This window comes from Pedococcus soli, assembly GCF_054782575.1.
This window is the reverse complement of sequence record NZ_BAAGSF010000003.1, coordinates 429,954-448,353: the sequence shown is the minus strand read 5'-3', so window position 1 is coordinate 448,353 and position 18,400 is coordinate 429,954. Positions and strand designations below refer to the sequence as shown.

Annotated in this window: 20 protein-coding genes and 2 tRNA genes; 8 read left to right on the top strand and 14 right to left on the bottom strand. The window is 72.2% G+C overall.

Features of this window, described 5'->3' with window-relative positions; all coding sequences use genetic code 11:
• Position 1 precedes the first annotated feature (1 nt).
• On the bottom strand, positions 2-1,690 hold the full coding sequence (locus tag ACYVKF_RS05140; protein ID WP_460965300.1) for a DAK2 domain-containing protein: 1,689 nt from the start codon (positions 1,688-1,690) through the stop codon (positions 2-4).
• Between the two features lie 165 nt (positions 1,691-1,855).
• On the opposite strand from ACYVKF_RS05140, the gene rpmB reads away from it, so the two are divergent.
• Entirely contained in the window at positions 1,856-2,050 is a 195-nt protein-coding gene (gene rpmB, locus ACYVKF_RS05135) for a 50S ribosomal protein L28 (protein WP_055814433.1), read from the top strand.
• A 163-nt stretch (positions 2,051-2,213) separates the two neighbouring features.
• On the opposite strand, the gene thiL is transcribed toward rpmB, so the two are convergent.
• A complete protein-coding gene (gene thiL, locus ACYVKF_RS05130; RefSeq protein WP_056918220.1) occupies positions 2,214-3,179 on the bottom strand; it encodes a thiamine-phosphate kinase in 966 nt (321 codons plus the stop codon).
• A gap of 188 nt (positions 3,180-3,367) precedes the next feature.
• Here thiL and ACYVKF_RS05125 point away from each other — a divergent pair, with 188 nt between their 5' ends.
• Together ACYVKF_RS05125 and ACYVKF_RS05120 are read left to right on the top strand one after the other, a co-directional pair.
• Positions 3,368-3,601 carry an Lrp/AsnC family transcriptional regulator gene (locus ACYVKF_RS05125; protein ID WP_056915180.1) on the top strand — a complete coding sequence of 78 codons (234 nt, stop codon included), beginning with the start codon at positions 3,368-3,370 and terminating at the stop codon, positions 3,599-3,601.
• A 1-nt stretch (position 3,602) separates the two neighbouring features.
• Positions 3,603-4,082, top strand: coding sequence for a DUF3515 family protein (locus ACYVKF_RS05120; protein ID WP_460965297.1), 480 nt, complete (start codon positions 3,603-3,605; stop codon positions 4,080-4,082).
• 253 nt (positions 4,083-4,335) lie between these two features.
• Here the strand turns inward: ACYVKF_RS05120 and ACYVKF_RS05115 are convergent, their stop codons facing one another.
• Entirely contained in the window at positions 4,336-5,481 is a 1,146-nt protein-coding gene (locus tag ACYVKF_RS05115; protein ID WP_056915182.1) for a D-alanine--D-alanine ligase family protein, read from the bottom strand.
• A 74-nt stretch (positions 5,482-5,555) separates the two neighbouring features.
• Between ACYVKF_RS05115 and ACYVKF_RS05110 the strand changes: the two genes are divergently transcribed.
• Positions 5,556-6,629: a trans-sulfuration enzyme family protein gene (locus tag ACYVKF_RS05110; RefSeq protein ID WP_460965295.1), complete on the top strand. Its 1,074-nt coding sequence runs from the start codon at positions 5,556-5,558 to the stop codon at positions 6,627-6,629.
• 8 nt (positions 6,630-6,637) lie between these two features.
• Here ACYVKF_RS05110 and ACYVKF_RS05105 read toward each other — a convergent pair whose 3' ends face one another.
• Complete coding sequence (locus ACYVKF_RS05105) at positions 6,638-7,636, bottom strand: NAD(P)H-dependent glycerol-3-phosphate dehydrogenase (protein WP_460965293.1); 999 nt, start codon at positions 7,634-7,636, stop codon at positions 6,638-6,640.
• The gene (locus tag ACYVKF_RS05100) at positions 7,633-8,394 is read right to left on the bottom strand and encodes a lysophospholipid acyltransferase family protein (RefSeq protein WP_460965291.1); all 762 of its coding nucleotides are present in this window, start codon (positions 8,392-8,394) and stop codon (positions 7,633-7,635) included. The genes ACYVKF_RS05105 and ACYVKF_RS05100 overlap by 4 nt, the downstream gene beginning before the upstream one ends.
• A gap of 106 nt (positions 8,395-8,500) precedes the next feature.
• On the opposite strand from ACYVKF_RS05100, the gene cofC reads away from it, so the two are divergent.
• Both cofC and ACYVKF_RS05090 read left to right on the top strand, forming a co-directional pair.
• Complete coding sequence (cofC, locus tag ACYVKF_RS05095) at positions 8,501-9,169, top strand: 2-phospho-L-lactate guanylyltransferase (RefSeq protein WP_460965289.1); 669 nt, start codon at positions 8,501-8,503, stop codon at positions 9,167-9,169.
• Between the two features lie 20 nt (positions 9,170-9,189).
• Positions 9,190-9,408, top strand: a complete 219-nt coding sequence (locus ACYVKF_RS05090) for a hypothetical protein (protein ID WP_460965287.1) — start codon at positions 9,190-9,192, stop codon at positions 9,406-9,408.
• A 9-nt stretch (positions 9,409-9,417) separates the two neighbouring features.
• Here the strand turns inward: ACYVKF_RS05090 and murA are convergent, their stop codons facing one another.
• The 4 genes from murA to leuC form a co-directional block, all read right to left on the bottom strand.
• Positions 9,418-10,734, bottom strand: a complete 1,317-nt coding sequence (gene murA, locus ACYVKF_RS05085) for a UDP-N-acetylglucosamine 1-carboxyvinyltransferase (protein ID WP_056915187.1) — start codon at positions 10,732-10,734, stop codon at positions 9,418-9,420.
• A gap of 135 nt (positions 10,735-10,869) precedes the next feature.
• Positions 10,870-11,616, bottom strand: coding sequence for an HU family DNA-binding protein (locus tag ACYVKF_RS05080; RefSeq protein WP_460965284.1), 747 nt, complete (start codon positions 11,614-11,616; stop codon positions 10,870-10,872).
• A 408-nt stretch (positions 11,617-12,024) separates the two neighbouring features.
• Positions 12,025-12,618: a 3-isopropylmalate dehydratase small subunit gene (gene leuD, locus ACYVKF_RS05075; protein ID WP_056915189.1), complete on the bottom strand. Its 594-nt coding sequence runs from the start codon at positions 12,616-12,618 to the stop codon at positions 12,025-12,027.
• Positions 12,618-14,078, bottom strand: coding sequence for a 3-isopropylmalate dehydratase large subunit (leuC, locus tag ACYVKF_RS05070; RefSeq protein ID WP_460965281.1), 1,461 nt, complete (start codon positions 14,076-14,078; stop codon positions 12,618-12,620). The genes leuD and leuC overlap by 1 nt, the downstream gene beginning before the upstream one ends.
• 142 nt (positions 14,079-14,220) lie before the next feature.
• On the opposite strand from leuC, the gene ACYVKF_RS05065 reads away from it, so the two are divergent.
• Both ACYVKF_RS05065 and ACYVKF_RS05060 read left to right on the top strand, forming a co-directional pair.
• Positions 14,221-14,964, top strand: coding sequence for an IclR family transcriptional regulator (locus ACYVKF_RS05065; RefSeq protein ID WP_056883602.1), 744 nt, complete (start codon positions 14,221-14,223; stop codon positions 14,962-14,964).
• Between the two features lie 154 nt (positions 14,965-15,118).
• Entirely contained in the window at positions 15,119-15,712 is a 594-nt protein-coding gene (locus ACYVKF_RS05060) for a MerR family transcriptional regulator (protein WP_056915191.1), read from the top strand.
• Between the two features lie 95 nt (positions 15,713-15,807).
• Here ACYVKF_RS05060 and ACYVKF_RS05055 read toward each other — a convergent pair.
• From ACYVKF_RS05055 to gltX, 5 genes are all read right to left on the bottom strand, one after another.
• Positions 15,808-15,880: transfer RNA gene (locus ACYVKF_RS05055), tRNA-Glu, on the bottom strand.
• A gap of 109 nt (positions 15,881-15,989) precedes the next feature.
• Positions 15,990-16,061 (bottom strand) — tRNA-Gln (locus tag ACYVKF_RS05050).
• Between the two features lie 96 nt (positions 16,062-16,157).
• Positions 16,158-16,370, bottom strand: coding sequence for a hypervirulence associated TUDOR domain-containing protein (locus tag ACYVKF_RS05045; protein ID WP_460965278.1), 213 nt, complete (start codon positions 16,368-16,370; stop codon positions 16,158-16,160).
• Positions 16,370-16,849: an SRPBCC family protein gene (locus ACYVKF_RS05040; protein WP_460965276.1), complete on the bottom strand. Its 480-nt coding sequence runs from the start codon at positions 16,847-16,849 to the stop codon at positions 16,370-16,372. The genes ACYVKF_RS05045 and ACYVKF_RS05040 overlap by 1 nt, the downstream gene beginning before the upstream one ends.
• On the bottom strand, positions 16,846-18,372 hold the full coding sequence (gene gltX, locus ACYVKF_RS05035) for a glutamate--tRNA ligase (protein ID WP_460965274.1): 1,527 nt from the start codon (positions 18,370-18,372) through the stop codon (positions 16,846-16,848). Before gltX ends, ACYVKF_RS05040 begins: the two co-directional genes overlap by 4 nt.
• Positions 18,373-18,400: the final 28 nt, after the last annotated feature.

The following is an 18,400-nucleotide window of genomic DNA, read 5'->3' as shown; positions in this document are numbered from 1 at the left end:
CCTACTCGACTCCCAGCAGCAGGGGGTAGTGCGGCTGTCCGCCGTCGATGACGGTGACTTCCACGTCGCGGTGGCCACGCTCGATCCTCGCGCCGAGGTCCTCGAGGAGCCCCTCGGGCGCGGCCTCCCCGCCGATCACGGTGACCAGCTCGCCGCCGCTGGACAGCAACCGTCGGACCACGTCGAGGGCGACCTCGGCCAGGTCGTGGCCCACGACGACGACATCGCCGCCGACCGCCCCGAGGACGTCGCCCGCCTCGCAGGGACCGGCACTCGTGAGCGCCTGCTTGCTCGCGAGGGCCACCGCGCCGTGGCGCGTGGCGGCGGCTGCGTGGCTCATCTCGGCAGCGTTCCGCGCGGCCGAGGCGTTCTCGTCGAAGACGGCGAAGGCCGCGAGTCCCTGCACCGCGGTCCGCGAGCGCACGAGGTGGACGTCGAGGCCCTCCTGCTCGGCGGCACTCGCGGCCGCCCGGGCCGCCATCTCGGTGTCGCGGTCGTTCGGCAGCACGATGACCGACAGTGCGTGGGTGGCGCGGATGGCGTCGAGCAGCTGCCCGGCGGAGGCCCGCAGGCCCGGACCACTGGTCACGACGACGGCCCCCGCTCCCTCGAACACCTCGGCCAGGCCGGGTCCCGCGGCACAGGCGACCACCGCGACGCCCGACGCCGGGAGGCGGTGGCCCACCTGGTCGGCGAAGTGCGTGACGCGGACGCGGTACGGCCGCCCTGCGTCCAGCCCTGCCTCGATCGCGGCCCCGACGTCGTCGACGTGCACGTGGACGTTCCAGAGGTCCGGTCCACCGACGACGAGCAGCGAGTCGCCCAGCCCGTCGAGGACCTCGCGCAACGCCGCTGCGCGTTCCTCGTCGCTGTCGCGCAGGAGGTACATCACCTCGAACGCGGGGCCGCCGGGCGTCCCGTCGTGGCCGCTCGTGGGGGCTCCCCCGGTGCGGCCCATCGGCTCGACCGGCCCGCCCTGGCGGCTCCACTCCTCGCGGCGACGCAGCGAGGGGTCCTCGGCGAACGGCTCCATCCGTTCGCCGACGTGGGCCCCGTCCTGGTGCACCACACGTGCCAGGGCCTCGAGCAGCAGGAGGTACCCGGCCGCACCGGCGTCGACGACCCCCGCGCGCTCGAGGGCGGCGAGCTGGCCCGTCGTGGCCCTCAGCGCCGCCGTCGCCGCGTCGAGCGCCGCCTCGGCGACGGCGGGCAGCCCCGCCTCGACCGCTGCGGCGCCCGCCTCGGCCGCCGCCTTGGCGACGGTGAGGATGGTGCCCTCCTCGGGGTGGGTGACGCTGGCGTACGCGCGGGCGCTGGCCCGCGCCATACCGTCGGCGATGACGACCGGACCGGCCTCGGGCAGGCCGCTCTCCGCGATGGCCTCCGCGAACCCCCGCACCAGCTGGCTCAGGATCACCCCCGAGTTGCCCCGGGCGGTGAGCAGCATCGAGCGGGACAACGCCGAGCACTCCTGCTCCAGGGTCGCCGTCCCGAGGATGCCGGCCTTCTCGTGCTCGGCCCGCACGGAGTCCAGCGCGGCGTCGAGGGTGAGGTAGAGGTTCGTGCCCGTGTCGCCGTCCGGGACGGGGAAGACGTTGAGCGCGTCGATCTCCGCCCGGCGTGCCGCGAAGGCCATCCGGGTGAGCACGGCCCACCGCCGCGCATCGACGGCAGACAGGGCTTCGAGCACGGTGGCAGGCTAGTGCCCAGCACCGTCGGGAGCCTCGTTTTGGTCGGAGCACCTGTCCTCGGCTACTCTTGACCGGTTCCCGTGGTCCTTCGTGGTGCTTCATTGCGCCCGCATCCGGCCCGGGACATTCCAAGTCTTGTCACCATCGAATTTCAGGAGAACCCCGTGGCTGCCAACTGCGACGTCTGCGGCAAGGGACCGAGCTTCGGTCACAACATCTCGCACTCGCACCGCCGCACCAAGCGTCGCTGGAACCCCAACATCCAGCGCGTCAAGGCTCTGGTGGGCGACGCGGGCGTGACCCCGAAGCGTCTCAACGTCTGCACCTCGTGCCTCAAGGCCGGCAAGGTCAAGCGCTGACCCTGCCCGACCGGCACTGACCGAAGCCGACCCTCCCCTCGCGGGACGGTCGGCTTCGTCGTTCCCGGGGCTGCTCCCCCGGCCACTACCCCTGGCGCGCGTCCGGTCGGAGCTCAGCGGGCGCGTCCGCGTCGCCCGCGGAGAGGTATGGCGCGGGGCCGGGTCAGCCCGCGAAGTGGTCCCAGCCCCGGGGCTGCTGGGACACCCCGTCGAGGGTGACGCCCTCGCCCTCCTCGACCCGACCGAGCGGCCGCCACCCGCCGGGCAGCGGCCCCGCGAACGTCGCGAGGAGGCTGTGCTCCTCACCGCCTGCGAGCACGCACTCGAGCGCGGCCTCGCCGACCGCCTCGCGGAGCACGATCAGGTCCGGCTCGAGGAGCGCCGAGTCGAGGGCGAGGCGCACGCCGCTGGCAGCGGCGATGCGTGAGCCGTCGCGCAGCAGGCCGTCCGAGACGTCGAGCATCGCCGTGGCGCCGGCGGCGGCGGCGGCGGGCCCGGCCGAGACCTCGACGAGGGGCCTTCGGTGGTGGGCCACGCACGTGGCCCGCACGCCCCTCGTCTCGTCGTGAGCGGCGGCGCCCTGCTGCAGGAGCACCAGCCCGGCGGCCGAGCGTCCCAGGCTGCCGTGGACGGCCACGGTGTCGCCCGGGCGGGCGCCGCTACGCAGCACCGGATCCCGCCCCTGGAGGTCGCCCAGGGCGGTGATCGACACCATGACGGTGCCGGCGGGCGCCGACGAGAGGTCCCCGCCGGCGACGGCCACCCCGGCCGCGTCGGCCAGACCGCCCAGCGTCCGGGCGAACTCGACCGCCCAGTCCGCCGGGGTCGCCGGGTCGGCGACGAGGGTGACGACCAGCGAGGTGGGGACAGCGCCCATGGCCGCGACGTCGGCGACGTTCTGGGTGAACGCCTTGGTCGCGACGTCGGCGGCCGTGGACCACTCGTCGAGCCAGTCGCGTCCGCGCACCATGGCGTCCGTCGTGACGACCACCGGTCCGGTCGAGACCAGCACCGCCGCGTCGTCCCCCGGCCCCACGAGCACGCCCTCGCGGGCGGGGAAGAACGGGAAGATCTCTGCGAGCAGCGACGCCTCCGAGACCTGCGCCAGTGTGCGACCGGCCGTGACCATGACTTGACCTCCTCGTGACAGCCCGGGGAAGACGGCCGGGACACCGGCACGGTAGCGTCTGCCCTGGCCGTGGCTCCGCTGCGGCCTGGTTCTCTCGGGACGACGACGTCCCGGCCAACCGGAACATGACGTGCCGTCGTCGACGTCACGACATGTCCCATCTTCGACAGAAGTTGAGGTGCTCAGTGGTGGTCCAGGCCTACATCCTGATCCAGACCGAAGTCGGCAAGGCGGCGACCGTCGCAGAGGCCATTGCCGGTATCGCCGGCGTGGTCCTGGCAGAGGACGTCACCGGCCCCTACGACGTGATCGCTCGCGTCGAGGCCAACACGGTCGACGAGCTGGGCAAGCTCGTCATTGCCAAGATCCAGGACGTCCCGGGCATCACCCGGACCCTGACCTGCACCGTCGTCCACGTCTGACGTGAGCCGCGCCGCCCGTCGGCGCCTGCTCGTCGCTGCCGCCGGCCTCCTCCTCCTCGGGGTGGCCGGCGGCGTGCTGTATGCCGTGCAGTCGCCCGAGCAGGTCGCCGCGCCGGCCCACGTGGCGGCGTGCGAGACCCCGATGAGCCGGATGCCGCCCACGGTCGGCGGCCAGCGTTCCCGCGAGGTCTCCGTCGCCGAGGGCACCGACCCGCGCGACGTCCGCGAGTGGGGCGACCCCGCGATCATCGCGACCTGCGGCTGGCCGGCCCTCGGCCCGACCTCCGACCAGTGCCTCGACGTCGACGGCGTCGACTGGGTCGCGCAGGAGCTCAGTGACGGCGTCCGGTTCACGACGTTCGGGCGCGACCCCGCGATCGAGGTCCTGGTCCCCGACGCCTATGCCCCGGCCCCGCTCCTGCTCCCTGCCTTCAACGAAGCCGCCAGGGCCCTCCCCGGCAACAACCGCACCTGCAGCTAGGCGCCTTCGCGCGCTGTGGCGCCCGGCCCCCCACTCAGTGGGCACCAACCGCCGCTCACCGAGCGGGATACCGACACTTCCCGCTCACCGAGATCGGTTGCAGCGGGGAGCGGAGGTGCGAGCGGAGCGGGGTGGGCAGGGGGCACGGAGTCCCGCTGGTGGGTCTGGCGGGAGCGCGGGAGCGAAGCGGAGGCGCGAGTGGACGCGGGCCGAGTGCCCCCTGCCCAGCCCGCGACCGTGCGATGACGAGGGGCTACCGGAGGCCGACGGGGCGGGTCAGGGCGAGCTGGAGCAGCTCGTCGATGAGCTCGGGGTAGCCGAGCCCCGTCGCCTGCCACATCTGCGGGTACATCGAGTGCGGCGTGAACCCGGGCATGGTGTTGATCTCGTTGATGACGACGTCCCCGGCCTCGGTGTAGAAGCAGTCGACCCGCGCCAGCCCCTCGCACCCCAGCGCCTCGAACGCCGCCGCCGCGAGCCGCTGCACCTCTGCCGCGATCTCGTCGGGGACCTTGGCCGGGCAGGACAGCACGGCCCCGTCGTCGAGGTACTTCGCCTCGAAGTCGTAGAACTCGTGCCCGCCCTCGGCGGTGACCTCGATCTCGCCGACGTGCGAGACGCGGGGCTCGTCGGTGCCACGGCCCTGGAGGACCGCGCACTCGATCTCGCGGCCGACGATCCCCTGCTCGACGACCACCTTGAGGTCGTGCGTGCGCGCCACCTCGATCGCGCCTTCGAGGGCCTCCGGCGTCGAGACCTTGGAGATGCCCATGCTCGAGCCGGCGCGGGCCGGCTTCACGAACACGGGGTAGTCGAGCGCCGCGACGGCATCCATGGCGGCGGCCTTGTCGCGACGCCACTGCGCGTCGGTCACCACGACATACGGCCCGACGGGGAGGCCGGCCCCCGCGAACAGGACCTTCATGTGGTGCTTGTCCATGCCTGCGGCCGAGGCGAAGACGCCGGACCCGACGTAGCGGATGTCGGCGAGCTCGAGCATGCCCTGGATCGTCCCGTCCTCACCGAACGGGCCGTGCAGCAAGGGGAAGACGACGTCCACCTCACCGAGCGAGCGCGGCACCTCGGCCGCCTCGAGGCTGACCAGGGTGCGGTCGGTGGTGGCCAGCGGGACGACGACGCCGGCACCGTCGGCCGCCACCTCGGGCGTGCGCTCGGACGTCAGCTCCAGCCGCTGCGGGTCACCGTCGGAGAGCACCCAGTGCCCGTCGCGGGAGATCCCGATCGGGACGATGTCGTAGGCGTCGCGGTCGATCGCACGCATCACGCCTGCCGCCGTGGCGCAGGACACCGCGTGCTCGGAGGAACGGCCGCCGAAGACGATGGCGACGCGGGGCTTCTGGGCAGGCTCGCGAGAGGCTGTGGGCTGGTCCGTGGTCATCGCGGACGAGCGTATCCCGCTCACCGGGCGGGCACGGAGCACGGCTCGCGGGCGCCGCCGCCTACGCTGGCCGCGTGAGCCACGAGCAGCTGTCCCCCGCCTCCCGCGTCGTCGCCCTCGGACGCCAGCCCCGGGTGCCCGGCGCCGGCGTCAACGCGCCCCTGGAGTTCTCGTCCACCTACATCGCGGACGGCCCCGTCAACTACGCGCGGGTCGGCAACCCCACGTGGACGGCGTTCGAGGAGGCCCTCGGCTCGCTCGAGGGCGGCGACGCGCTCGTCTTCGCCTCCGGTATGGCGGCGGTCTCGGCTGCCGTCTCCCTCGTCCCCCACGGTGGCGCGGTCGTGGTCCCGCACCACGCCTACAACGGGACGACGGCCCTGCTCGACCAGCTCGCCGCCACCGGGGCGGTCGTGGTCAGGCGGGTCGACCCGACCGACCAGGCCGCGGTGCGCGCGGCCCTCGACGGCGCCGCCATGCTGTGGCTCGAGTCGCCGACGAACCCGATGCTCGAGGTCTCGGACCTGCGCGCGTTGTCCGCGATGGCGAGGGAGACCGGCGCGATCACGGTGTGCGACAACACCTTCGCCACCCCGCTCGTCCAGCGCCCGCTCGAGGACGGGGTCGACATCGTGCTCCACTCGGTGACCAAGTACCTGTCGGGCCACTCCGACGTCATCCTCGGCGCCCTCGTGACCGCCTCGACCGAAGCCGGCGCAGAGCTGCGTGCGCGGCTGTCGACGGCGCGCGTGCTCGGCGGCGCCATCGCGGGGCCGATGGAGACCTGGTTGGCACTGCGCGGGCTGCGCACCCTGCACGTGCGGCTGGAGCGCGCCACCGCCAACGCCCGTGAGCTCGCGGCTCGCCTCGACGGCCACCCCGGTGTCGAGACGGCCCGGTACCCCGGGTTCGGTGCCATCATCGCCGTCGAGGTGCCGGGGGGTGCGGAGGCGGCCGAGCGGGTGGCCGCGGCCACCACGTTGTGGACCCACGCGACCAGCCTCGGTGGCGTCGAGTCGCAGATCGAGCGGCGCCGACGCCACCCGGCCGAGCCCCACACCGTCCCCGAGAACCTGTTGCGCCTGTCCGTGGGCATCGAGGACGTCGAGGACCTGTGGCACGACCTCGACCGGGCCCTGCGCGGCTGACCGACCGGCTACTCGGCCTCGTTCTTCAGCGCCCGGAGCATCAGGGCGCCGACGACCTCCTTGGGGCTGCGGCCGTCGTGCACCACCGCTGCGACCTGCTCGATGATCGGCACCGAGACCCCGTGGTCGTGCGCGAGCTGGAGGATCGACTCGCACGACTTCACGCCCTCGGCCGTCTGCCGGGTGACGGCGACGACCTCCTCGACGGTCATGCCCTTGCCGAGGTTGAGCCCGAACGTCCGGTTGCGGGAGAGCGGCGACATGCACGTGGCGATGAGGTCCCCCACCCCGGCGAGACCGCTGAACGTCACGGGGTCGGCACCGAGCTTCATGCCCAGCCGCGACGTCTCGGCCAGGCCGCGGGTGATGATCGAGGCCTTGGAGTTGTCGCCCATGCCGAGCCCCTCGGCCATGCCGACCGCGAGCGCGATGACGTTCTTCACCGCGCCACCGAGCTCGGCGCCGACGACGTCGGTGGTCGTGTAGGGACGGAAGTACGGCGGGTTCGAGGCCTCCGCGACCATCTCGGCGATGCGCTCGTCGATGCACGCGATGACGCTGGCGGCCGGCTGCTTCTGGGCGATCTCCTTGGCGAGGTTCGGTCCCGAGACCACGACGATGCGGCCGGGTTCGATGCCCCCGGCCTCGGCGATGACCTCGCTCATCCGCTTCGTGGTGCCGAGCTCGACGCCCTTCATCAGCGACACGATCGCGGCACCGGCCGGCAGGGCGTGGGCCCACTCGGCGAGGTTGGCGCGCAAGGTCTGCGACGGAACCGCCAGGACGACGACGTCAGCGTCCGCCGCGGCCTCGAGCGGATCGGCGGTGGCGCGGATGCCGTCGGGCAGCGCGATCCCGGGCAGGTAGTCCTCGTTGCTCCCCGCGTTGATCTGGTCGACCATCTCCTGGCGTCGGCCCCACATGGTCACGGGGGTGCCCCCGTCGGCCAGCACCGCGGCATACGCCGTGCCCCAGCTGCCCGTGCCGAAGACCGCGGCCCTGGTCACGCGCCCTCCCCGGTGCGGCGGTGGAAGTTGCCGGTCTCGGGGAGCCCGTGCTTGCGTGAGTCGAACCGCTCGGCCGGGGCCTTCTCGCCACGGATGCCCTCGAGCTGCACCGTGATGGCGTCGACGATGCGGTCGGTCGCCTGGCGCAGCAACGGCCCCGTCACCGGCTGGTCGTACAGGTCGCTGAGGTCGACGGGCGGGCCCGCGGACATCTGGATGCGCGTGCGCGGGAACAGCCTGGGCTTCTTGGAGTAGGGCGCGAGCATCTCCTGCGGACCCCACTGCGCCACCGGGATCACGGGGCAGCGGGTCGTCAGGGCGATGCGCGCCGCACCGGTCTTGCCGACCATCGGCCACAGCTCGGGGTCACGGGTCAGCGTGCCCTCGGGGTAGACGCCGACGCACTTGCCCTCGTTGACCGCGGCCACCGCCGCGCGGAAGGCGTCGGCTGCGCGACCGGTGTTGCGGTACACCGGGATCTGCTGCGCCCCACGCAGGATCGCGCCCGCCACGGGGATCCGGAAGACCGCCTCCTTGCCGAGGAAGTACGGCGGGTGGCCGTTGTCGTAGAGGAAGTGGGCGAACGTGAACGGGTCGGCGTAGGAGAGGTGGTTGGGGCAGACGATGAACCCGCCGGACGTCGGGAGGTGCTCGGTGCCACGCCAGGTGCGCTTGGTGAGCAGCAGCATCAGGGGACGCACGATCGCCACCGCCAGGCGGTAGGCGAAGGGCAGTGGGCGTGTGCCGCTGGCGGTCACGTGGGATCTCCGTGGTCAGGATCGGGGGCGACGGTCGAGTGTGCATCCTCTCTGGTCAGGGGGTCGGTGTCGAGGAACCGCGCCACCACCTGCGACGATCGGGGTGATGACGTCCCCCAGCCCCCGACCGCCCGGTCTCCGGTGGTACCTCGTGGTGCCCGTGAAGGGCGGCGCGGGCGCCAAGTCGCGACTGCACCCCCCGGCCGGCGTGGGTCGCGAGGACCTCGCGCTGGCCCTCGCCACCGACTGCCTCTCCGCCTGCTGCGCCGGTATGCCGCCCGCGCGCGTCGTCGTCGTCTCCTCCGACCCGCGGGTGTCCGAGGTCGCGCTCGGGCTCGGCGCCCACGTCGTCGCCGATCCCGGTGGGGGCCTCGACGCGGCGGTGGTGGCCGGTCGGGACCACGTCGCCGCGTCGGCACCGGGCGACCCGCTGGCCGTCCTGCTCGGAGACCTGCCGTCGTTGCGGCCCGAGGACCTGGTCGCCGCGCTGGACGCAGCAGCGGCTCACGCGATGGCGGTCGTGCCGGACGCCTCCGGCGAGGGCACGACATTGCTCACGGCCCTGGACGCGACGGCGCTGCACCCGCGGTTCGGGACCGGTTCGGCGGCGGCGCACACCGGGGCCGGGCACGTGCGGCTGGACCTCGACCTGCCCCGGCTGCGCACCGACGTCGACGACGACAGGGCACTGACCTCCGCTGCGGGCCTGGGCCTCGGTCCCGCGACGAGGGCCGCCTTGTCCGCGGCCCGTCGGGAGGCCACGGCGCCCAGGTGACGCGGGCTACGCTGCCACCCATGCAGGGCAGCGTGCACAGGTTCGACGAGCAGACCGGGGCGGGCTCCCTCCTGCTCGACGACGGCCTCGAGGTGACCTTCTCCGCGGCGGTGTTCGGGGCGAGCGCCCTGCGGCACCTGCGCCCCGGTCAGCGGTTGAGCCTGGACGTCGGTGACGACGGCCGTGAGGTCACGAGGCTCTGGATCGTCGGGATCGGCGACGACCAGGTGATCGGCTGACGCTGCCGGTCAGCCGACCTCGTAGTCGGCACCGAGCGCGTCGAGCTTCTCGGAGAACCGCTCGTAGCCGCGGTAGATGAGCTCGATGCCGTGCACCTTGGACTGCCCTTCGGCGGCCAGGGCGGCGATGAGGTAGCTGAACCCGCCGCGCAGGTCCGGCACCGTAATCTCGGCACCGCGCAACGGCGTCGGGCCGGAGATGACGGCGCTGTGGCGGAAGTTGGCCCGGCCGAAGCGGCACGGGGAGCCGCCGAGGCACTCCTTGTAGAGCTGGACGACCGCGCCCATCTCCCCCAGGGCCTCCGTGAAGCCCAGGCGGTTCTCGTAGACCGTCTCGTGGACGATCGACAGGCCACTGGTCTGGGTCAGGGCGACCACGAGCGGCTGCTGCCAGTCGGTCATGAACCCCGGGTGGACGTCGGTCTCGAGCACCAGCGAGTTCAGGGTTCCCCCGGCGTGCCAGAAGCGGATGCCCTCGTCGTCGATGTCGAAGTCGCCACCGATCTTCCGGAAGACGTTGAGGAAGGGCATCATCGCCTGCTGCTGGGCGCCGCGGACGTAGATGTCACCCCTGGTCGCCAGGGCCGCACACGCCCACGAGCCGGCCTCGATGCGGTCCGGGATGGCCAGGTGGTCGTAGCCGCCGAGCCGGTCGACCCCGTCGATCTTGATCACCCGGTCGGTCTCGACGCTAATGATCGCGCCCATCTTCTGCAGAACGGCGATCAGGTCGAGGATCTCGGGCTCGACGGCCGCGTTGCGCAGCTCGGTGACGCCCTGGGCACGGACCGCGGTCAGCAGCACCTGCTCGGTCGTGCCCACCGAGGGGTACGGCAGCTTGATGCGGGTGCCCTTGAGTCCGTTGGGGGCGGTGAGCCGCAGGCCCTCCGGCCGCTTCTGGACGTCGGCACCGAACTGGCGCAGCACGTCGAGGTGGTAGTTGATCGGCCGCTCACCGATGCGGCAGCCGCCGAGGTCGGGGATGAAGGCCTCGCCGAGGCGGTGCAGCAGCGGCCCGCACAGGAGCACCGGCACCCGGGAGGACCCGGCGTGCGCGTCGATGTCGGCGACATGGGCCTGCTCGACGTTCGTGGGGTCGAGCAGCAGCTCGCCGTCGCGGTCGGTGGAGTCGATCTTCACACCGTGCAGCTCGAGCAGGCCGGAGACGATCTTGACGTCGGAGATCTCCGGGACGCCCCGGAGGCGGCACGGGTCCTCCGCCAGCAGCGCCGCCACCATGGCCTTGGACACCAGGTTCTTGGCCCCACGGACCTCGAGGTCTCCGACCAGGGGCGAGCCACCGTTCACGGTGAGGATGTTTGCCATGGCGCAAGCATCCCACCACGCCCTCCCCCGCGTGCGACAGAGGTCGGCACCCGTTCGGGAGCCGACCTCTGTCGTGGTGGGTCAGACGCTGGTCAGGCCCGTGGACGGGCCCGGATCAGCACCGGTCAGAACCGGTCAGGCCTTCTTGGCCGTGCGCTTGACGGCGGCCTTCTTGGCCGGGGCCGCCTTCTTCGCGGGAGCAGCCTTCTTGGCCGGAGCGGCCTTCTTGACGACGGCCTTCGTCGCGGGAGCCGCCTTCTTGGCGGGCGCAGCCTTGGTGGCGACGGCCTTCTTCGCCGGAGCAGCCTTCTTGGCCGGGGCCGCCTTCTTCGCGGGAGCAGCCTTCTTGGCCGGAGCCGCCTTGGTGGCGACAGCCTTCTTCGCCGGAGCCGTCTTCTTGGCCGGTGCCGCCTTCTTCGCCGGAGCCGCCTTCTTGGCCGGAGCCGCCTTGGTGGCCACGGCCTTCCTCGCCGGAGCCGCCTTCTTGGCCGGTGCCGCCTTCTTCGCGGGAGCAGCCTTCTTCGCAGCCGTCGTGGACTTGGCGGTGGCGGTCTTGGCCGTGCCGGCCGCGGCGCGGGCGCCGGCGACGGCGGCCTTGGGCAGCGAGCGCGGGTTCTTGACGACGTCCTTGAACGCCGAGCCGGCGCGGAACTTGGGGACGACCGTCTTCTTGATCTTCACCGAGGCGCCGGTGCGGGGGTTGCGGCCGGTCCGGGCGGCACGAGCGGCCTGCTCGAAGGTGCCGAAGCCGGTGATGGCGACGCTGCCGCCCTTGGCGACCTCACGGATGATCACGTCGACGACGGCGGTGAGAGCGTCACTTGCCGCCTTGCGGCTGCCGAGCCGGGACTCGAGCTCCTTGATCAGTTCTGCCTTGTTCACGGCTTCCCCTCCACAGGGTTGGTGGTGCCGGACACCCTTGGTCCGGCGAGGTGGGCGGCCGAGCCACTGCCCGACGTGGGTCCGACGTTAGGGCTGTTGGGCGTGCTAGTCCACCACTGCGACGCCCTGATCCATTGTGTCGCAACGGATTCAGCCCCAAACCTGCCCCAGCGGGGAGCCCATTTGCGGGTTCGGGCCGCGCTCGCACACACGGACGGGGTCCGGCGCCGAGCGATCGACTGGACCACCGATTGTGTTGTGGTGCAACAGAATCTGCGCCATCCAGCGCGGCACAGGACGGGTCAGCAGCACGCGGAACGGCCCCGGCAGCTGCTGCCGGGGCCGTGTCGCAGCAGGCCCAGTGGGCCCACCCGAGGAAATTTCGTGCCGTGTCGGCGCGCCGCGCCCTCAGGCGCTGGTCGTGGACGGCTTGTAGGACGGCCGGCGCCCCTCGAACTCGGTGACGTCCTGCTCGTGGCGCAGGGTGAGGCTGATGTCGTCGAGCCCCTCGAGCAGCCGCCACCGCGTGTAGTCGTCGACCTCGAACGGCGCGACGATGTCACCGGCGGTCACGGTCCGCGAGACCAGGTCGACGGTCACGGACGCCCCCGGCTCGTTCTCGAGGTACTTCCAGATGAGCTCGATGTCGTCCTGGGACAGCTGGGCCGTGAGCAGCCCCTGCTTGCCGCTGTTGCCCCGGAAGATGTCGGCGAACCGGGACGACAGCACGACGCGGAAGCCGTAGTTCATCAGCGCCCAGACGGCGTGCTCGCGGGACGAGCCGGTGCCGAAGTCGGAGCCGGCCACGAGGACCGACCCGGCGGCATACGAGGGGTTGTTGAGGATGAAGGTCTCGTCGCGGCGCCAGGCCGCGAACAGGCCGTCCTCGAACCCCGTCCGGGTCACCCGCTTGAGGTAGACGGCGGGGATGATCTGGTCGGTGTCGACGTTGCTGCGGCGCAGCGGCACCCCGATACCGGTGTGGGTCGTGAAGGCGTCCATCAGTAGCTCCCCTCGCTCGCGGTGGTGGTCGACGCGTCCGTGCCCTGGGCGGAGCCGACAGCGGCGTCGACGAGGTCTGCGGGGCTGGACAGCGTGCCGCGCAACGCCGTCGCCGCGGCGACCAGCGGGCTGACCAGGTGGGTCCGGCCGCCCTTGCCCTGCCGACCCTCGAAGTTGCGGTTGGACGTCGAGGCGCTGCGCTCGCCCGGGGCCAGCTGGTCGGGGTTCATCCCGAGGCACATCGAGCAGCCGGGGAGGCGCCACTCGGCACCGGCCGCGGTGAAGACCTGGTCGAGGCCCTCCTCCTCGGCCTGCAGGCGCACCCGCGCGGAGCCCGGTACGACCAGCATGCGCACCCCCTCGGCGACCTTGTGGCCCTTGACGACCTCGGCGGCGGCGCGCAGGTCCTCGATGCGGCCGTTGGTGCAGGAGCCGACGAAGACGGTGTCGACCCGGATCTCGCGCAGCGGGGTGCCGGCGGTCAGGCCCATGTACTCCAGGGCGTGACGCGCGGCGGCCTTCTCGTTGTCGTCGCCCATCGTCTCGGGGTCCGGCACCGCGGCGCTGAGCGGCAGGCCCTGGCCGGGGTTGGTGCCCCAGGTGACGAACGGCGTCAGCGTCGTGGCGTCGAGGTCGACCTCGGCGTCGAAGACCGCGTCGTCGTCGCTGCGCAGGGTCTTCCAGTCCGCCACCGCGGCGTCCCAGTCGGCACCGGTCGGGGCGTGGTCGCGACCCTCGAGGTAGTCGAAGGTGGTCTGGTCCGGGGCGATCATCCCGGCGCGGGCACCCGCCTCGATGGACATGTTGCAGACGGTCATGCGGGCCTCCATGGACAGCGCGCGGATGGCGCTGCCGCGGTACTCCAGGACGTAGCCCTGGCCACCGCCGGTGCCGATCTTCGCGATGACCGCGAGGGTGATGTCCTTGGCGGTCACGCCGGGCTGGAGCTCGCCCTCGACGTTGACCGCCATCGTCCTGAACGGCTTGAGGGGCAACGTCTGGGTCGCCATCACGTGCTCGACCTCGGACGTGCCGATGCCGAAGGCCAGCGCACCGAACGCACCGTGGGTCGAGGTGTGGCTGTCACCGCAGACGATCGTCATGCCGGGCTGGGTCAGGCCGCGCTGCGGGCCGACCACGTGGACGATCCCCTGCTCGGCGTCACCCATCGGGAAGAGCCGGACACCGAACTCCTCGCAGTTGCGGCGCAGGGTGTCCACCTGCGTCTTGCTCACGAGGTCGGTGATCGGGCCGGGGGTCGTCGGGACGTTGTGGTCCTCGGTGGCCAGCGTGAGGTCCGGTCGTCGCACCGTGCGCCCTGCGAGCCGCAGCCCGTCGAAGGCCTGCGGCGAGGTCACCTCGTGGATGAGGTGGAGGTCGATGTAGAGGAGGTCCGGTTCGCCCTCCGCGCGACGCACGACGTGCGCGTCCCACACCTTCTCGGCCAAAGTTCCTGACACGTGTCCCACTCCTCCGTCGCGTCCTGCGTCCTGCTCGCGCGCGTGTTTCGTCGGTGCGCCACGCCGCGCGGATCTCCCACGTTGGCACGCACGACACGCCCTCGGATTTGCGTCTCATCGAATGAGACGGCAATATCATCCCATGGACAACACGAGTGGAGTCGGCGTTCTCGACAAGGCAGCCATCGTCCTGGGTGCCCTCGAGGCGGGGCCGTCGACCCTTGCGCAACTGGTGACCGCGACCGGTCTGGCCCGCCCGACGGCCCACCGACTGGCCGTCGCGCTCGAGCACCACCGACTGGTCACCCGCGACCTGCAGGGTCGCTTCGTGCTCGGACCGCGGCTCGCCGAGCTGGCCGCGGCCGCCGGCGAGGACCGGCTGCTCGCTGCCGCAGGGCCGGTGCTCGGCGCCCTGCGGGACCACACCAACGAGAGCGCCCAGCTGTTCCGCCGCCAGGGCGACCACCGCATCTGCGTCTCCGCCGCAGAGCGTCCGGTGGGCCTGCGCGACTCGATCCCGATCGGCGCGACGTTGTCGATGCTGGCCGGGTCGGCCGCCCAGGTGCTGCTCGCCTGGGAGGAGCCCGACCGCCTGCACCGTGGCCTGCACGGCGCCAAGTTCACCGCGACCACCCTGTCCGGCGTCCGCCGCCGCGGCTGGGCGCAGAGCGTCGGCGAGCGCGAGGCCGGCGTGGCCTCGGTGTCCGCCCCGGTCCGCGGACCCTCGGGCCGGGTCGTCGCCGCGGTGTCGATCTCCGGCCCCATCGAGCGACTCTCCCGCCAGCCCGGTCGGCTGCACGCCGCCACGGTGATCGCCGGCGCCAACAAGCTCACCGAGGTGCTGGCCCGCCACCACGCGCAGCAGCAGCAGCAGAACCACGCCTGACCCGGCGCCATACCCCTCCCCACACCTCGCGAAGCGGGGGTTGCTCGGCAACACGGCACCTGTTTCCACCGGTGTCGCCGGACAACCCCCGCTTCGCCGTGTCGGCTCCCACGCCCCGGTATGCCGCGGCGCACTGTGGATAGTGTCGCTCCCCATGCGGATCTCCGAGCTCTCCGAGGCGAGCGGCGTCCCGGTCGCGACCCTCAAGTACTACCTGCGTGAAGGGCTCCTGCCGCCCGGCGAGAGCCTGGGCGCCACGAGGGCCGACTACTCCGAGGACCACCTGCGGCGGGTGCGCCTGGTCCGTGCGCTGGTCGACGCCGGGGTCAGCGTCGCCGAGGCCAGGCGGGTGACCGAGGCCTTGGACGACCCACCGCGGTCACGGCACGACCTGCTCGGCCGCGCGCAGTACGCGCTCCCGGCACCGCACGCCGCAACGCCGGTGAGCGACGAGGTCACCGGGCTGCTGGCCGACCTCGGCTGGGTCGTGGGGCCCGACTCCCCCGCGCTGCACTCGCTCAGCGGGGCGATCGCTGCAGCCCGGTCGGCCGGGGTGCCGCTGCCCACCGACGCACTGACGGGGTACGCCCGGGCCAGTGAGGCCGTCGCCGCAGTCGACGTCTCGAACGTGCCCACCGACGACCTCGCCTCGGCCCTGCACCGGGTCGTGGCCGGCACCGTCCTCGTCGACCCGGTCCTGGCAGCCCTGCGCCGCCTCGCCCAGGAGCACGTGAGCAGTCGGGGCTGACGGCGTGGCGCCGAGCTGCCCGGCCGGTCCACGCCGTGCGATGGCCCGGACATGCGCGAAGGCCCCCGCCCTGGTGGGCGGGGGCCTTCTGCGAGTAGCCCCGACGGGATTCGAACCCGCGCTACCGCCTTGAGAGGGCGGCGTGCTAGGCCGCTACACAACGGGGCCCTAGCTGGTTTCGCCCGGCGCCTTGCGGCTCCGGGCAGCGGAGAGAACCTTACCGAACAGTGAGGGAATTCTCCGAATCGGCGTGTGTCCCAAAGGACTTGCGCCTGAGCTGGGGTACCAGGACTCGAACCTAGAATGACGGTACCAGAAACCGTAGTGTTGCCAATTACACCATACCCCAAGGGGGTATCACGCCCAGCGCGCCCGAAGGCCTTCAGGGAGTGAACCGAGAAGCGATACTACCGGTCTGCCCCACCCCGCCCAAATCGGCTCCCGATCAGGACTCGCGCAGCTCGCTGCGGAGCTTGAGGACGGTCGTCCCGTCCTCCTGCTCGATGACGTAGGCGGGGTCGTCGTCGCTGCCGTTGCGCGTGATCTGCGACCCCTTGACGGTCCGGGTGACCGAGTCGTGGTGCACCTCGGCGATCGTGCCCTCGGCCACTCCCTGACCCCAGGACCACGAGACGTTGCTTCCCTTGCGCAGGGCCATCAGGACCCGCCTCCTCGAACGGGCTCACGGGCATCGGCTTCCGCGACCACCTTGAGGGTCCGCAGGGTCTCCTCGATGCCTCGTTGGTTGCGTCCGGGGAAGCCCAGCGCCTCGATGACGAGCCGCTGCGGCGCGGCATACATGGAGTAGTCGAAGGACTCGGTCACACGGGTTCCGTCGCCCTCGGGCTCGAGCTCGTAGCGCCAGCGGTGACCGCCGAAGTGGCGCCAGGCGATCCGTCGGCCCTCCTCGAACTCCACGACCCGGTTGCTGATCCGGTACGGCAGCCCGGCGAGCTTCATGTCCACGCCGAAGGTGGCGCCACGGCTGAGGCGCTCGGGGCCGGACACGGTGTCGCGCACCGAGCCCGACCCGTCGATCCTTGCGTGCTGGCGCGGGTCGGCGAGGATCGCGAAGACGACCTCGGCCGGCGCCTCGACCCCGATCGACGACGAGACGACCCGGCCGGAGCCGCTCATGCGGACAGCTCGTCGCGCAGGCGGGTGAGCCGGGCGAGCGTCGAGGCCTTGCCGAGGATCTCCATGGACTCGAACAGCGGCGGGCTGATCCGCTGCCCCGAGACCGCGGTGCGCAGCGGGCCGAACGCGAACTTCGGCTTGATGCCCATGCCCTCGACGATCGCCGCGCGCAGCGCTGCCTCGATGGCGGCCGCGCTCCACCCGCTCTCGGAACCCAGGAGGCCGGTGGCGGTGTCGTCCACGGCACCCAGAGCCGTGACGGCGGCGGAGAGGACCTCTCCCGCGTCGTCCTTCAGCTGGGCGCGCGCGTCGTCCGCGATCACCAGGGCGTCGTCCGCCACGTAGAAGGGGCCGACCAGGGCCACCGCCTCGGTCAGCAGGGCCATGCGCGTCTGGATCAGCTCGGTGACCTTCTCGAGTCGGGCGAGCTCGCCCAGGCTCGGGTTGCCCGACAGGACGCCGGCCCGTTCGAGGTACGGCAGCAGCCGGGACGCGAGCTCGCGGACCTCGAGCCCGCGGATGTGCACGCCGTTGAGCCAATCGAGCTTCTTGAGGTCGAAGATCGGGCCGACCGGGTTGACCTTGCGCCAGTCGAAGTCGGCGGAGAACTCCTCGAAGGTGAAGACCTCGACGTCCTCGCCACCCTCGCCCTCCTTCGGCGGATAGGCAAGCAGGGCAAGGAAGTTCACGAGGGCCTCGGGCAGGTAGCCCTCCTCGCGGAACCACGTCAGGCGCGCGGCGGGGTTCTTGCGCTTGGAGATCTTCGACTTGTCGGTGTTGCGCAGCAGGGGCATGTGCGCCCACTTCGGCGGCTCCAGCCCGAGCCAGCGGTAGAGCAGGATGTGCTTGGGGGTGCTGGAGATCCACTCCTCGCCGCGGACGACGTGGGTGATGCCCATCTCGTGGTCGTCGACGACGACGGCGAGGTGGTAGGTCGGGAACCCGTCCGCCTTGAGGATCACCTGGTCGTCGGGGCGCGGAGCGGAGACCCGGCCGCGGATCAGGTCCTCGAACTGCAGCTCGACGTCGTCGGGGACGAGCATGCGGACGACGGGCGTCTCGGAGAACCCGGGCAGCTCGGCCCGCTCCTCGCGCGTCTTGCCGTGGCACAACCGGTCGTATCCGGTCGGCAGCTTGGACTTCTGCTGGATCTCGCGCATCGTCGCGAGCCGCTCGGTGGAGCACCAGCAGTGGTACGCCCGGCCCTCGGCCAGGAGCCGCTCGACGTACGGGCGGTAGGTGTCCAGCCGCTCGGACTGCCGGTACGGCGCGTACGGGCCGCCGACGTCGGGGCCCTCGTCCCACTGCAGCCCCAGCCAGTGCAGCGTGTCGAAGACCTGCTGCTCGCTGTCCTCCCGGAAGCGCGCACGGTCGGTGTCCTCGATGCGCAGGACGAACGCACCGCCCTGCTGCCGCGCGAACGCGAGGTTGAACAGCGACATGTAGGCGGTGCCGACGTGCGGGTCACCGGTCGGTGACGGGGCGACGCGGAGGCGGGGGGCGGCGGGGGTCTGCTCACTCATGGTGGACCTGATTCTAGGGAGCCCGACC